This window comes from Streptomyces gilvosporeus (assembly GCF_002082195.1).
In the GTDB taxonomy this organism is placed as follows: Bacteria; Actinomycetota; Actinomycetes; order Streptomycetales; family Streptomycetaceae; genus Streptomyces; species Streptomyces gilvosporeus.
In genome coordinates this window covers 7,267,157-7,281,044 of the sequence record NZ_CP020569.1, presented here as the reverse complement: position 1 = coordinate 7,281,044, position 13,888 = coordinate 7,267,157, and the positions used below count along the sequence as shown (strand labels likewise).

At 72.2% G+C, this 13,888-nt stretch carries 11 protein-coding genes; 4 read left to right on the top strand and 7 right to left on the bottom strand.

Translation table 11 applies throughout. The features are described from left to right. Positions 1-91: 91 nt before the first annotated feature. On the bottom strand, positions 92-1,111 hold the full coding sequence (locus tag B1H19_RS32245; RefSeq protein ID WP_083110007.1) for a TIGR03842 family LLM class F420-dependent oxidoreductase: 1,020 nt from the start codon (positions 1,109-1,111) through the stop codon (positions 92-94). A 151-nt stretch (positions 1,112-1,262) separates the two neighbouring features. Beyond that, complete coding sequence (gene hydA / locus B1H19_RS32240; RefSeq protein ID WP_083108406.1) at positions 1,263-2,672, bottom strand: dihydropyrimidinase; 1,410 nt, start codon at positions 2,670-2,672, stop codon at positions 1,263-1,265. A 405-nt stretch (positions 2,673-3,077) separates the two neighbouring features. On the opposite strand from hydA, the gene B1H19_RS32235 reads away from it, so the two are divergent. Further along, positions 3,078-3,962, top strand: a complete 885-nt coding sequence (locus B1H19_RS32235; protein WP_083108403.1) for an ABC transporter substrate-binding protein — start codon at positions 3,078-3,080, stop codon at positions 3,960-3,962. A gap of 90 nt (positions 3,963-4,052) precedes the next feature. Here B1H19_RS32235 and B1H19_RS32230 read toward each other — a convergent pair whose 3' ends face one another. From B1H19_RS32230 to B1H19_RS32220, 3 genes are all read right to left on the bottom strand, one after another. Further along, positions 4,053-5,375, bottom strand: a complete 1,323-nt coding sequence (locus B1H19_RS32230; RefSeq protein WP_083108401.1) for an aspartate aminotransferase family protein — start codon at positions 5,373-5,375, stop codon at positions 4,053-4,055. Next, positions 5,372-6,214, bottom strand: a complete 843-nt coding sequence (locus B1H19_RS32225; RefSeq protein WP_083108398.1) for a nitrilase-related carbon-nitrogen hydrolase — start codon at positions 6,212-6,214, stop codon at positions 5,372-5,374. Before B1H19_RS32225 ends, B1H19_RS32230 begins: the two co-directional genes overlap by 4 nt. Positions 6,215-6,386: 172 nt before the next feature. Further along, complete coding sequence (locus B1H19_RS32220; RefSeq protein ID WP_203237272.1) at positions 6,387-7,646, bottom strand: hypothetical protein; 1,260 nt, start codon at positions 7,644-7,646, stop codon at positions 6,387-6,389. A gap of 209 nt (positions 7,647-7,855) precedes the next feature. Between B1H19_RS32220 and B1H19_RS32215 the strand changes: the two genes are divergently transcribed. Genes B1H19_RS32215 through B1H19_RS32205 form a run of 3 tightly spaced genes read left to right on the top strand, consistent with a single transcriptional unit; the run spans position 7,856 to position 10,345 of the window. Further along, complete coding sequence (locus tag B1H19_RS32215; RefSeq protein ID WP_083108395.1) at positions 7,856-8,287, top strand: MarR family winged helix-turn-helix transcriptional regulator; 432 nt, start codon at positions 7,856-7,858, stop codon at positions 8,285-8,287. Then, a complete protein-coding gene (locus B1H19_RS32210; RefSeq protein ID WP_083108392.1) occupies positions 8,284-9,732 on the top strand; it encodes an MFS transporter in 1,449 nt (482 codons plus the stop codon). The genes B1H19_RS32215 and B1H19_RS32210 overlap by 4 nt, the downstream gene beginning before the upstream one ends. Positions 9,733-9,790: 58 nt before the next feature. After that, positions 9,791-10,345 carry an isochorismatase family protein gene (locus B1H19_RS32205; RefSeq protein WP_083108389.1) on the top strand — a complete coding sequence of 185 codons (555 nt, stop codon included), beginning with the start codon at positions 9,791-9,793 and terminating at the stop codon, positions 10,343-10,345. 25 nt (positions 10,346-10,370) lie between these two features. Here the strand turns inward: B1H19_RS32205 and B1H19_RS32200 are convergent, their stop codons facing one another. Both B1H19_RS32200 and ggt read right to left on the bottom strand, forming a co-directional pair. Next, positions 10,371-11,825 (bottom strand): amidase, encoded by a 1,455-nt coding sequence (locus tag B1H19_RS32200; protein ID WP_083108386.1) that lies wholly within the window; start codon positions 11,823-11,825, stop codon positions 10,371-10,373. A 151-nt stretch (positions 11,826-11,976) separates the two neighbouring features. After that, positions 11,977-13,794 carry a gamma-glutamyltransferase gene (gene ggt, locus B1H19_RS32195; protein ID WP_083108384.1) on the bottom strand — a complete coding sequence of 606 codons (1,818 nt, stop codon included), beginning with the start codon at positions 13,792-13,794 and terminating at the stop codon, positions 11,977-11,979. Between the last annotated feature and the right edge of the window lie 94 nt (positions 13,795-13,888).

Below are 13,888 nucleotides of genomic sequence, written 5' to 3'. Positions count from 1 at the left end.
GGACGGCGGAGCATAGCCATGCGGGGGATGTGAACTGCCTTGCCGGACAGACCGGATGACGAGGGTGTCGAGGGGGCCGGTAACTTGCCGGTCATGAGGTCAGCGCGGGGATGACGTTCTGGCCGTACTGGTCGATGACCTTCTCCTTCGCGTCATGCATCGCGTACACCGCGAACTGGTCGACGCCCAACGCCTTCAGGGCGCGCAGCCTTTCGACATGCGCGGACACCGGGCCGATCAGACAGAACCGGTCCACGATCTCGTCCGGTACGAACTTCGTGTCCGGATTCCCGGACCGGCCGTGGTGCGCGTAGTCGTACCCCTCACGCGCCTTGATGTAATCCGTCAGCTGCTGCGGCACCATGCCGGAGTCGGAGCCGTACTTCCCCACCAGGTCGGCCACGTGGTTGCCGACCATCCCGCCGAACCAGCGGCACTGCTCGCGCGCGTGGCCGAGGGCCTTTGGGGAGTCGTCCTCCGTGACGTACGCGGGCGCGGCGACACAGATCGTGACGTCGTCCACCGAGCGCCCGGCGGCCACCGCCGCGTCCCGCACCGCCTTCACCATCCACTCCGTCAGGAACGGGTCCGCGAGCTGGAGGATGAAGCCGTCGGCCTCCTCGCCGGCCATCTTCAGCGCCTTGGGGCCGTACGCCGCCATCCATACCGGAACCTCGGCTCCCTCCCGTACCCACGGGAACTTGACCACCGTGCCGCCGAGATCCGCCTCGTCGCCGCGCCCGAGCGCCCGGATCACCTTGATCGCCCCGCTGATCCGCGCGAGCGTGTTCGGCTTACGGCCCGCCACACGCATCGCGGAGTCGCCGCGTCCGATGCCGCACACGGTCCGGTTGCCGTACATATCGTTCAGCGTGGCGAAGGTGGAGGCCGTGACCTCCCACGTCCGCGTGCCCGGGTTGGTGACTATCGGGCCGACGATCAGGCGGTCCGTCTCCGCGAGGATACGGCTGTAGATGACGAACGGCTCCTGCCACAGCACGCACGAGTCGAACGTCCATCCGTGCGTGAATCCGACGTCCTCCGCACGCTTCATCAACTCCACGACCTCGGAGGCGGGCGGGTCGGTCTGTAGGACGAGTCCGAAGTCCATGGTTGATTCATGCCCCTTACTGATCATGTACGAATCGGCGAGCCGCAGCCACACTGCGCCCGCTGAACGGTCAACGGCTGCTGAATTCCTGCCGAGGCTGGTACTGCGGACGGTCACCACGACGTTCGCAGCGCGCGACGTGCAGGTCTGGTTAGTTCAGGTACTGACAGGTGCCGCGCGGGATGTACGCGCCGTGTCCGGCCCGACCCGTGAACTCCCGCTCGGTGATGACGAAATCGCCGCGCGACAGGACCGTCTCCACCCGCCCGGTCAGCCGCTTGCCCTCGTAGGCCGAGTAGTCGACGTTCATGTGGTGGGTCGCCGCCGAGATGGTCTGTTCGGCGTGCGGGTCGTAGATCACGATGTCGGCATCGGCGCCCGGCGCGATCGTGCCCTTCTTCGGGTACAGCCCGAACATCCGGGCCGGTGTCGCGCAGGCGATCTCGATCCAGCGGCGGCGCGAGATATGTCCGTCGACGACGGCTTGGTGGAGCAGGTCCATGCGGTTCTCGACTCCGGGCAGCCCGTTCGGGATCTTGGAAAAGTCGCCGCGGCCGAGTTCCTTCTGCCCCGAGAAGCAGAACGGGCAGTGGTCCGTCGACACCACCTGGAGGTCGTTGGTGCGCAGGCCGCGCCAGAGCGCGGCCTGGTGTTCCTTCGGGCGAAGTGGCGTACTGCAGACGTACTTTGCTCCCTCGAAGTCGGGCTCGGCGAGGTTGTCCGTCGACAGGAACAGGTACTGCGGGCAGGTCTCGCCGAAGACCGGCAGGCCATCGTGGCGGGCGCGCGTCAGCTCGGCGACCGCTTCCTGTGCCGATACGTGGACGACGTACAGCGGCGCCCCGGCGACCTGGGCCAGCTTGATCGCACGATGCGTCGCCTCCGACTCCAGGAGCGCTTTCCTGACCTCGCCGTGATACCGCGGATCGGTCTCGCCTCGCTCCAGTGCCTGCTTCACGAGCACGTCGATCGCGATGCCGTTCTCGGCGTGCATCATGATCAGGCCGCCGTTCTCGCCGGCCCGCTGCATGGCGCGCAGGATCTGACCATCGTCGGAGTAAAAGACCCCCGGATACGCCATAAACAATTTGAACGAGCTCACACCTTCGCCGACAAGACCGTCCATTTCCTTGAGCGTCGACTCATTTACGTCAGACACGATCATGTGGAACGCGTAGTCGATGGCGCATTGGGCATCGGACTTGGCGTACCAGGCATCCAGGCCCTGGCGCAGCGCCTGGCCCCGGCTCTGGACGGCGAAGTCGATGATGGTGGTGGTGCCGCCCCACGCCGCCGCCTTTGTACCGGTCTCAAACGTGTCCGAAGCGGAGGTGCCACCGAACGGCAACTCCATGTGCGTGTGCGCGTCGACCCCGCCCGGGATCACGTACTTGCCGGTGGCGTCGACGGTGCGGTCCGCCGACCGGCTCCAGCTCTCCGCGGGTGCGCTGCCGTGGGCGGCGAGGGCGGCGATCCGGCCCTCCTCCACCAGGACGTCGGCGTGCATCTCGTCGGCGGCGGTGATCACCAGTCCGCCCCGGATGACCGTACGGCTCGTCATCGCTGCTCCCTACCTGACGTCCACCTGACGCCACGTCATAGCTGGTCTACACCCGTAGATGCCGGTCGAGAAGGAGACACCGTAGAAGCATGTCACCCACCGTGGCAATACCGTGACGGTTGATCAGCGGCGATGGCCGTGTTGCGGCGACGATCAGCTGGACGGTTGAACGCCCGGTGGCGATCGGAGCGCGGGCCACCGCTTGTGGGGGACCGGCCGCGGAGGGGTGCGGGAGCGCCGCGGCGGGCAGAACGAGGACGCCGGAACGGCCCGCGCCACGAGAGGACACCCGACCCAGCCCCCGGACACGGACACGGAAGACCGGAGCGCCACACCGGATAGCGCACACCGAACGCAGAAGACCGGACGTCACAGCACACCGGACGCCAGAAAGGGCGACACGTCATGGAGCACAGCACGCCGTGGGAGTTCTCCGACGACCGCGGGCGCCTGGCGGTGGCCGGGGACCGACCGTTGAGGATCGTCGCGTACATACAGGCGGGGGCCACCCTGTGGGACCACGGTATCCGCCCCGTGGGGCTCTTCGGGTCCCAGCACGACGGCGGCGCCCCCGACCCGGCCAAGGCGGGCGAGCTGCCGCTCGCGGACATCCCGTATCTCGGTTCGGGCCATGCGCTGCACCCGGACGCCCTGCTGGCGGTCGAGCCGGATCTGGTGGTCGCCGTCACCTACGACGGCGAGCAGATCTACGGGCTCGATCCGAAGACCGCGCTGGAGCTGGAGACGCATGTCCCGGTGGCGGCCGTGGCGGTGGGGCCGGGGCGCGGGCTCGCCGAGGTACGGGAGCGGTTCGCGGCGCTCGCCGGATCGCTGGGCAAGGGGGAACCACTCGGCGCCGCACGGGAGTTGGACGCGGCGGAGGATGTGCTGCGGCAGGCGACCGGGGGGCCGGTGCGGCCCCGGGTGTTGGCGCTGTCGCCCGGCGACCGCGAGCGGGTCCATCTGGCCCGGCCCGGCGCCTGGCCGGATCTGCGGGCACTGTGCGAGCACGGCGTCGAGCTGCTGGAACCGGCCGCCGGGTCCGGTGCCAACTGGTCCACGGTCGGCTGGGCGGAGGCGGCCGGGATGCGGCCGGACATCGTGCTGGCGGACGCCCGGTCGAATGCCGCCCGGCCCGAGCGGCTGCGGGCGGACGAACACTGGCGCGCCCTGGAGGCCGGCGCGCGGATCCTGCCGTGGAACCCGGAGGCGCCGTGCAGCCGCCGGGCGCACACCGGCTTCTTCACGCTGGTGGCGGACACCGTACGGGACGTACTGGCGGACCGTTAGGGCCTGCCCGATGGGTCATGGCCGGGCCCCCGTCCAGAAGGACGGCGGCGGGGCGGGCGGCGAAGTACCCGCCCCTCGGCGCGACCCCGGCTACGAGCCCACCAGCCTCCCCTGCGCCTCCTCCAGCGCCTGGGCGAGGAGTTCCGCGCCCTCCTCCGCCTCCGCGACGGTCAGGGTCATCGGGGGTGCGATCCGCAGGGTGGCGCCGCCCTGGCCGCCTTTGCCGACGAGGAGACCGCGTTCGCGGGCGGCCTCCAGGACCAGCGAGGCGGCCTCGGGCGAGCGGTCGCCGGTGCCGGGGCGGACCAGTTCGACGCCGATCATCAGGCCGCGGCCGCGGACCTCCCGTACGACGTCGAGTCCGGCCGCGACGCCCCGCAGCCGCTCGATGAGCAGACCGCCGACGCGCCGGGCGTTGCCCTGGAGGTCGTGTTCGAGGAGGTAGGTGAGGTTGGCGAGGCCCGCGGCCATGGTGATGGGGCTGCCGCCGAAGGTGGAAATGGAGTTCGCGGGCAGGGAGTTCATGACCTCGGCGCGGGCGACGACGCCGCCGAGGGACATGCCGTTGCCGATGCCCTTGGCGAAGGTCAGCAGGTCCGGCGGGCCGTTGTCGGCGTGTGCCTGCCAGCCCCAGAAGTGGTCGCCGGTGCGGCCCCAGCCGGTCTGCACCTCGTCGCTGATCCAGAGGATGCCGTGGCGGGCGAGGACCTCGCGGAAGGCGGCGTAGAGGCCGTCGGGGGGCGCGGTGAAGCCGCCGACGCCCTGGACCGGTTCGGCGATCAGGGCGGCGACCCCGCCCGCGGTCTGGTCGAGCACGTCCTCCAGGTCGGCGACGCAGGCCGTGATGTAGTCGCGGTCGTTCAGGTGGGCGTAGGGGCCCCGGGTGCGGATGCCGCCGTGGACGTAGAGCGTCTGGAGGGGCGAGAGGCTGGTGGGCGACCAGCTGTGGTTGCCGGTGACGCCGACGGCGGAGAAGGACCGGCCGTGGTAGCTGTTGCGCATCGCCAGGATCTGGTTGGAGCGGCGGTAGCAGGTGGCCAGCAGGAGGGCCGTGTCGGTGGCCTCGGTACCCGAGGTGGTGAAGAAGACCCGGGCGTCGGGGATTCCGGAGAGCGTGGCGATCCGTTCCGCCAGCTCGACCATGGGGCGGGAGAGGTAGAGCGTGGAGGTGTGCAGGATGCGGCCGGCCTGCTCGGCGACCGCCTTGGTCACCTCGGGCAGGGCGTGTGCCGTCATGGTGGTGAGGATGCCGCCGAAGAAGTCGAGGTAGCGGTTGCCCTCGGCGTCCCAGACGTGGCGGCCCTCGCCGTGGGTGATTTCGAGGGGGCGGTCGTAGTACAGGGCGAGCCAGGAGGGCAGGACGGCCTGGTGGCGGGCGTGCAGGCCCGGCGCATCATGGGGGACGTGGGTCACGGCCGCACCAGCCCGTCGTAGGCGTCGGGGCGGCGGTCGCGGTAGAACGCCCACTGCCGGCGGACCTCGTCGATCAGGCCGAAGTCGAGGTCGCGGACGAGGAGTTCCTCCTTGGAGTCGCTGGCGACGTCGCCGACGAACTGGCCGCGGGGGTCGACGAAGTAGCTGGTGCCGTAGAAGTCGTTGTCGCCGTACTCCTCGACGCCGACGCGGTTGATCGCGGCGATGTAGTACTCGTTGGCGACGGCGGCCGCGGGCTGTTCCAGCTTCCACAGGTGGGAGGAGAGGCCGCGGGAGGTGGCGGAGGGGTTGTAGACGAGCTGGGCGCCGTTGAGGCCCAACTGCCGCCAGCCCTCGGGGAAGTGGCGGTCGTAGCAGATGTAGACGCCGACCTTGCCGACGGCCGTGTCGAAGACCGGCCAGCCGATGTTGCCCGGCTTGAAGTAGTACTTCTCCCAGAAGCCCTTGAGCTGCGGGATGTGGTGTTTGCGGTAGCTGCCCAGGACGGTGCCGTCGGCGTCGACGACGGCCGCGGTGTTGTAGTAGAAGCCGGACTGCTCGACCTCGAAGACCGGGACGACGATGACCATGCCGGTCTCGCGGGCCAGCGCCTGCATCCGGCGTACGGTCGGGCCGTCGGGTACGGGCTCGGCCCAGCGGTAGTGCTCGGGCTCCTGGACCTGGCAGAAGTACGGGGCGTTGAAGACCTCTTGGAAGCCGATGATCTTCGCGCCCTGCGCGGCCGCCGCCCTGGCGTACTCCTCATGCTTCGCGATCATCGATTCGGTGTCGCCGGTCCAGGTCGCCTGGACCAGTGCGGCACGCACAACATCGGCCATGAGCTGCTCCTTTGTCGCTGCGTCAGCCTGCGCCCACGCGGGATCCACGCCGACGCCTGCGCCACCGCACCTGCGGGATCTACGCGTGTGGAGGTGACCGTAAGCCCCGTCACGCACGGTGGCAAGACCATCTCTTTGCGCGGCGCGTCCGGCCGGGCACCCCTGTGCGGGCTCAGCGGTGGGCGATCCGCAGGGCGTGGGCGATATCGCTGTGGCGGTGCGGGGAGACGCTCTCGGCCGCGGCCAGCAGCAGGGGCCCGAGCGCGTCCGGCGCCACCGCCTCCGCCGCGGCCGCCTCCTCGGGCGTACGGGACCGTACGAGCGCGGCCAGCAGCTCCAGGGCCTGGGCGCCGCGGTCCCGTTCGAGCAGCGCGAGCGCGGTCAGGGCGACCTCCTCGACGGGGCGGGAGACGGCCTGCCGCAGCAGCGCGGTGCCCTCGGCGCCACGGTCCGCGGCGGTCAGCGCATCGGCGGCCGCGGCGAGCCCGTCGGGCGGCAGACAGGCCGCCTCCCACAGCAGGGTGGGGACGTCGAAGGAGAGTCCGGCGCGCTCCAACTCCTCTATGAGAAGAGGGAGTTCGGCGGCCGGACGGTGGGCGGCGGCGCAGAGTTCGGCGTAGGCGAGGCCGCCGTCGCCGGTGGCGCGGAGGCGAGTCAGACGGGAGACGGCGGTGGCGGCGGCGACCCGTTCCTCGGCCGCGACCTCGGGCGGCGGGGAGTCGGCCGGGCCGCCGTCGTCCGGCCCCTGTTGCAGGGCACCGGCGAAGCGGGCGCCGCGCGGGGTGGCCCCCTGGGCCGCGGCCGGTGCAGGGATGTTCACGTACTCCTCCGGCGCCTCCTCCGTCTCCTCCAGCCCGGCGAACCGGGCCCCTCGGGGACGCGCGGGCCGCTTGGCCTTCCGCCGTCCGGCCCGCTCCCGCCCCCGGGCCTCAGCCCGGCCCAGCGCCTCCAGCCGGGCCCGCAGCTCATCGGCCCGGGATGCCGCGCGGGCATGATCGTCCCGCACCCAGGCCAGATCCTCGGCAAGCCGCGCCTGCGGCGGATGTGCGGTCCGTGCGACCTCCTGGAGTTCACCGGCCCGCTGTGCCGCGCGCCGCTCCTCGCGCACCATCGCCGCCAGCCGCTCCTCCAACGCGGGGCGGCTGCCCGGACGGGCGTCGATGTCGGCGACCGCGTGCGCATGCAGCCGCCGGGCCCGTGCACCCGCGGCGCTCGCACCCTGTTCGCCCGGCAGCTCCGCGAGGTCGTACAGCAGCGACTCCACCACGTCCCACGGCGGCACCTCCCGCCCCTCCAGGCAGGCCCGCAGCCCCTCGGGGTCGCGCCGGGCGAAGACGCCGTACCACCCGGCCTCCGGGTCGAGCCGCCAGGCAAGATCCGTCAGAAAATGCGCGAACTCCTGGACTGCATCGCGGGGTTGTGCCCCTGACATGCCTTCGCCTCTCCCGCTCGCCCGGAGCTCTCGCCTTCGTCCGCATCGCACACCGCCGATGTTTCGACGAGGGCGACTCCGCGCTACAGACAGGTTACGGACCGCGCACAAGCTCCCCCGGCGTCGACGAAAACAAGCCAGGACAATACGACAGGGAAACTTGCAAGATTGCCTTGCAAGTTTCCCTGTCGACTGCCTATCCTCGCCCCATGCCCGATACGAACCAGGAACGCCTCGCGACGGATCTGGGCGCGGCCGTGGGCCTGCTGATGCGACAGCTGCGCGCCGCCTCCCCGCAGGGCGAGCTCAGCCCCACCCAGCGCGCGGTACTCCGCCGGATCGACACAGACGGACCGGCCACCATCGCGGCCCTGGCCCGCGCCGAGCTGGTCCGCCCGCAGTCCATGCGGGTGACGGTGGGCGCACTGGAGGAGCTGGGGATCCTCTCCCGCAGCCCGCACCCGACCGACGGGCGGCAGGTCATCTTCTCCCTCACCGAGGAGGGTCGCCGCACGCTCACGGCCATACGGCAGGCCAAACACAACTGGCTCGCCGTGGCCATCGCGGAGCGGCTGACCCCCGAGGAGCAGCACACCCTCGCCACGGCGACCGAGCTGATGCGACGGCTGATGCAGCCATGAGCGGGCCGGGCCGTTCCCTTCGCCCCGCCGCTGCCGCGGGCGCGACCGTCGCTGCCGGTCAGGGCCCCGGCGAGGCACCGGACCGGGCCTTCGGCGCCCGCTTCATGACCCCGTTGCTCCTCGGCTCCCTGCTCAACCCGGTCAACTCCACGATGATCGCCACCGCGCTGGTGACCATCGGCCGCACCTTCCACGTCGGACCTGCCGGCACCGCCTCGCTGCTGTCCGCGATGTATGTCGCCAGTGCGGTGGGACAGCCCCTGATGGGGCGGCTGGCGGACCGCATCGGGCCGCGCCGGGTGTTCCTCGCCGGTGCGGTGGCGGTCTGCGCGGCGGGGCTCGTCGGGGCGCTGGCCCCCACCTTCACCCTGCTGATCGTCTCCCGGGTCCTGCTCGGCATCGGCACGGCCGCCGCCTACCCCGCCGCGATGGCGATGCTGCGCGCCGCATCGCGGCGAACGGGCCGGCCCACCCCCCGTACCGTCCTGGGGCGGCTCTCGCTCGCGGCGCTGGGCAGCGCCGCGCTCGGCCCCACCCTCGGCGGACTGCTCGCCGCGACGGCAGGCTGGCGTGCGGTCTTCGGGATCAATGTGCCGCTGGCGGTGCTGACGCTGGGATGCGGGCTGGCCTGGCTGCCGCGCGACGAGAAGATCCCCCGCGCCGACCGGGACCCGGCCGCGTCCGGTGCCGCCCTCGACCCCCTGGGCATCGCGCTGTTCGCCGCGACGCTCACCACCACGATGTTCTTCCTGCGGGACCTCGCGCACCCCCAGTGGCCGCTGCTGGCCCCGGTCGCCGTCCTGGCGGCCGTGCTGGCCTGGTGGCAGCTACGGCATCCGGCCCCCTTCCTCGACCTGCGGATGCTCGCCCACAACGGCGGGCTGCTGCGCACCTACCTCCGCCACGGACTGACGTATCTGGTCATCTACTGCGTGCTCTACAGCTTCAGCCAGTGGCTGGAACAGGCGCACGGCTACTCGTCCTTCCACGCCGGGCTGATCATGCTGCCGATGTCGGGGATGGCGGCCTTCTGCGCGCTCGCGGGCGCCCGCACGAAGGGCATCCGCGCCCCGCTGACCGTCACGGCGGCGTGTCTGGCGGCCGGCGGTGCGGTGCTGCTCGTCCTGCACGGCACCAGCCCGCTGCCCCTGCTGCTGTGCGCCGGGGTGCTGATCGGCGTCCCGCAAGGGCTGGCGTCCACCGGAAACCAGGCCGCCGTCTACGCCCAGGCCCCGGCCGACGGCGTCGGCGCGGCCTCCGGACTCCAGCGCACCGCCCAGTACCTCGGCGCGCTCACGGCTTCCAGCCTGATCGGCCTCCTGTACGGGCAGCGGGCCACCGACTCGGGCCTGCACCACATCGCCCTGATCGGCATCGCCCTCGGTGCGGTGCTGTTCCTTCTCACCGTGACCGACCGCGCCCTGCGGACAGGCACCGGAAACTGACCACATCCCTCAACTCACCATCCCGTCAAGCACGTTCACCCCACCTTTGGAGCCTCCCATGACCGCCACCACCCTCGACCCCCAGACCGCCCTGGTCCTGATCGACCTCCAGAAGGGGATCGCCGCGCTGCCCGGGGCCCCGCTCCCCTCCGCCGAGGTGATCGAGCGCGGCGCCCGGCTGGCGGCCGCCTTCCGTGCGCGTGGGCTGCCGGTCGTGCTGGTGAATGTCACCGGCGGCGCCCCCGGCCGTACGGAGACCTCGCTGCGCGGGGCCACGCCGCCCGCCGACTGGGCCGAGCTCGTCCCCGAACTCGACCGGCAGCCCGCCGACATCACCGTCAGCAAGCAGCACTGGGGCGCCTTCCACGGCACCAGCCTGGATCTGGAGCTGCGCCGCCGCGGTGTCACCCAGATCGTGCTGGCGGGCATCGCCACCAGCATCGGCGTCGAGTCCACCGCCCGCGCCGCCCATGAACACGGCTATCACGTCACGATCGCCACCGACGCGGTCACCGACTTCGACGAGGCGGCGCACCGCAACAGCCTGGAGAAGATCTTCCCGCGGCTGGGCGAGACCGACTCCACGGAGGCGATCCTCGCGCTGCTGGGCTGAGCCCGCCGGGAGCCCGGTCCGGCCGTCACACCACGGCGGCCGGCCGGTGCTGGTGCCAGCGCAGATCGTCCTGGAGCTGCGCGGCCAGCGAGATCAGCCGGGGTTCGTCGTGGGCGGGTCCCAGCAGCTGGGCGCCCAGAGGGAGGCCGTCGGTGCTGAAGCCGGCCGGAACGCTGACGCCGGGCCAGCCCAGGACGTTCCAGGGCCAGGCGTAGGGGCAGGCGGCGATCATGGCTTGATCGGTGCGCCAGCCACTGAGTTCGGCGAAGGTGCCGATGCGGGGCGGCGGGGTGGCCGTGGTGGGGGTCAGCAGGACGTCGTAGGGGCCGAAGAGGGCGCCGATACGGCGTTGTTGGCGTCTTTCGGCGGCGCGGGCGCGGCGCAGGACGGGGCCGCCGAGGAGGCGGCCCATCCGGACGGATTCGCGGGTGCGGGGGTCGAGCAGGCGGGAGTCGGGGACGCGGGCGGCCCATTCGCCGACGCCGGCGGTGGCGCGGGGGACGAAGGAGAGGCCGACCAGCCCGTAGTCGGGGTCGGCCTCCTCGACGAAATGGCCGAGGCGGGCCAGCGTACGGGCCATCTCGGTGACCGCGGCGCGCACTTCGGGGTGCAGCTGTTTGCGGGTGAAGGTGATCGCCGGTTTCCAGGACAGGGCGATGCGCAGCCGGCCGGGGTCGCGGCCGGCGGCCTCGCGGGCGGCGATGGCGGGCGGCCGGTGCAGATCGCCGGGGTGGTTTCCGCTGGCGACGTCCAGCAGGAGCGCGGCGTCCTCGACGGTGCGGGCGAGCGGGCCGATGCCGGTGATGCCCTGGAACGCCTCGGCGTCCGGCCAGGTGGAGATGCGGCCGCGCTGGGGTTTGATGCCGATGAGATGGGACCAGGCGGCGGGGATACGGACCGATCCGGCGCCGTCGGTGCCCAGCGCCGCGGGGACCAGACCGGCGGCCACCGCGGCGGCCGAGCCGCCCGAGGATCCGCCGGGGGTGTGGTCGAGGTTCCAGGGGTTGCGGGTGTCGCCGAAGGCGGGGCCCTCGGTGAACGGCCACTGGCCGAGCTCGCAGGCGTTGGTCTTGCCGACGATGACGGCGCCGGCCGCGCGCAGCCGTCGGACGACCTCGGCGTCGTGCTCCTTGGGCGGGAACCGGCCGGCGCAGCCGAACGCGGTGGGCTCGCCCGCCACGTCGGTGTCGTCCTTGACCGCGACGGGCACGCCCAGGAGCGGCAGCCGTTCGCCGGCGGCCAGCCGCCGGTCGGCTGCCGCGGCCTCGGCCATCGCCGCCTCGGCCCGTACCCGCCGGAAGGCATTGACGGTGGGCTGGGTGGCCTCGATGCGTTCCAGGGAACGGCGGACCAGCGCGGTGGAGGTCACCCGCCCCTCGGCCAGCGCCCGCGCCTGGTCGGCGAGCCCTTCGGGTGCTCCGGCCGGCGATGCGGGGCGGTCGGGCCCGGTTCCGCTGTCACGGCTCTCGTCAACGCTCACGGTGCGTGCCCTCCCTGGGACCGTTCTCGGCGAACGGTCCCAGGAGGTTAGTGGGCACCGTCGTGGCCAGCAACGACGCCGCGCGGTGGGCCACATGGACGTAACACGGACGGCACAGCGGGCCGCGGCGCCGGGTGCGTGCGGACATGCCTCAGGGCTGCACGACCCTCGCCGAGCCGCCGCCGCGGCGTACCTTTTCGGCCGCCGCCAGCCAGCGGCCGCCCGGCAGCGGCTGGATGCCGGTCGCCGCGCCGATCTCCGGGTTCTGTTTGAAGGTGTGGCCGAGGGCCTCCAGTTGGCGACGGAGCGGGCTGTTCCACAGGGCCGGTTCGAGTTCGGTGGCCGTCGCGTTGCGCTGGCTGGCGCGCGGGGCGGCGATGGCGTCCACCAGGGGCATACCGCGGTCGAGGAAGTTGACGAGGGTTTGCAGGACGGTGGTGATGATGGTGGCGCCGCCGGGTGAGCCGAGGGCGACGACCGGCTTGCCGTGGCGCAGGACGATGGTGGGGGAGATGGAGGAGCGCGGGCGCTTGCCGGGGCCGGGCAGGTTCGGATCGTGTACGGCCGGGTCGGCGGGCGCGAAGGAGAAGTCCGTCAGCTCGTTGTTGAGCAGGAAGCCGCGGCCGGGGACGACGATGCCACTGCCGCCGGTCTGCTCGATGGTGAGGGTGTAGGCGACGATGTTGCCCCATTTGTCGGCGACGGTGAGATGGGTGGTGTTCTGGCCCTCGTAGGTGGTGGGCGCGGCCTTGTCGGCGCTGCGGCAGGGCTCGGGGTGGCGCGGGTCGCCGGGGGCGAGCGGGCTGGTCAGGGCCTTGTCGTCGCGGATGAGGCAGGCGCGGGAGTCGGCGAAGCGCTGCGAGGTCAGGCCCCGGGTGGGGACGTGCTCGTAGGCGGGGTCGCCGACCCAGCGGCCGCGGTCGGCGAAGGCGATCCGGCTGGCTTCGATGTAGCGGTGCAGATACTGCTTTTCGGTCAGGCGGGAGACATCGCTCTTCTCCAGGATGTTGAGCGCTTCGGCGACGCTGGTGCCGCCGGAGGAGGACGGGGCCATGCCGTAGACGTCGAGGCCGCGGTAGCGGGTGTGGGTGGGTGCCTGGCCGAGGGCCCGGTAGCCGCTCAGGTCGGCGGCGGTCAGATCGCCGGGGCGCACGTCGCGGCTCGATCCGGGGCGTACGGGGGGCTTGCGCACGGTCCGTACGATGTCGCGGCCCACGTCGCCGGTGTAGAGCGAACCGACGCCCTTGGTCGCCAACTCGCCGTAGGTACGGGCGAGATCGGGGTTCTTGAGGGTCGAGCCGACGACCGGGAGCCTGCCGCCGGGGAGGAAGAGGCGGGCGGTGGCGGGGAAGTCGCGGAAGCGGGCCTCGTTGGCGGCGGTCTGCTGCCGGAAGGTGTCGTCGACGGTGAAGCCGTCGCGGGCCAGTTTCCGGGCGGGGCCGAGCACCTGGCCGAGCGAGCGGCTGCCCCACCGGCGCAGGGCGGTGTCCCAGGTGGCGGGCGTACCGGGGGTGCCGACGCTGAGGCCGCTGGTGACCGCGTCGGCGAACGGGATCGGTTTGCCGTGGTCCAGGAAGAGGTTCTGGTCGGCGGAACGCGGGGCGGTCTCGCGGCCGTCGAGGGTCCGTATGGTGTGCGTCCGGGCGTTGTAGTAGACGAAGTAGCCGCCGCCCCCGATGCCCGACGAGTAGGGCTCGGTGACGCCGAGGGCGGCGGCGGTGGCCACCGCGGCGTCCACGGCGTTGCCGCCCCTCTTGAGGACGGCGATACCGGCGGCGGAGGCGTCCGCGTCGACGCTCGCGACCGCACCGCCGTGACCGATGGCGAGGGGGGTCTTGGCGGGCGTGGCGGTCTCGTGGGGTGCGGGGGTGCGGGGCGGGGCGGACTGGGCGGCGGCCGGGGCCGCCAGCAGGGAGCCGGCCAGTGCGGCGGCCGCCCCCAGGGAGGTGAGGCGTCGAACGTTCGGCATTCCGGGGTGTCCTCCAAGACATGCACGGCGGGGACGGGGGCCCGGAGCCTACTCGCGGAGGGGCCGCCACAGCAGAGGGCAAACCCGGGCAAGC

What these genes read in the sequence shown, in the direction of transcription:
- B1H19_RS32245 (WP_083110007.1), bottom strand. Translation starts at nt 1,111, where the DNA reads ATGGACTTCGGACTCGTCCTACAGACCGACCCGCCCGCCTCCGAGGTC.
- B1H19_RS32215 (WP_083108395.1), top strand. Translation starts at nt 7,856, where the DNA reads ATGCCCGATACGAACCAGGAACGCCTCGCGACGGATCTGGGCGCGGCC.
- B1H19_RS32210 (WP_083108392.1), top strand. Translation starts at nt 8,284, where the DNA reads ATGAGCGGGCCGGGCCGTTCCCTTCGCCCCGCCGCTGCCGCGGGCGCG.
- ggt (WP_083108384.1), bottom strand. Translation starts at nt 13,794, where the DNA reads ATGCCGAACGTTCGACGCCTCACCTCCCTGGGGGCGGCCGCCGCACTG.
- B1H19_RS32205 (WP_083108389.1), top strand. Translation starts at nt 9,791, where the DNA reads ATGACCGCCACCACCCTCGACCCCCAGACCGCCCTGGTCCTGATCGAC.
- B1H19_RS32235 (WP_083108403.1), top strand. Translation starts at nt 3,078, where the DNA reads ATGGAGCACAGCACGCCGTGGGAGTTCTCCGACGACCGCGGGCGCCTG.
- B1H19_RS32220 (WP_203237272.1), bottom strand. Translation starts at nt 7,646, where the DNA reads ATGTCAGGGGCACAACCCCGCGATGCAGTCCAGGAGTTCGCGCATTTT.
- B1H19_RS32225 (WP_083108398.1), bottom strand. Translation starts at nt 6,214, where the DNA reads ATGGCCGATGTTGTGCGTGCCGCACTGGTCCAGGCGACCTGGACCGGC.
- hydA (WP_083108406.1), bottom strand. Translation starts at nt 2,672, where the DNA reads ATGACGAGCCGTACGGTCATCCGGGGCGGACTGGTGATCACCGCCGCC.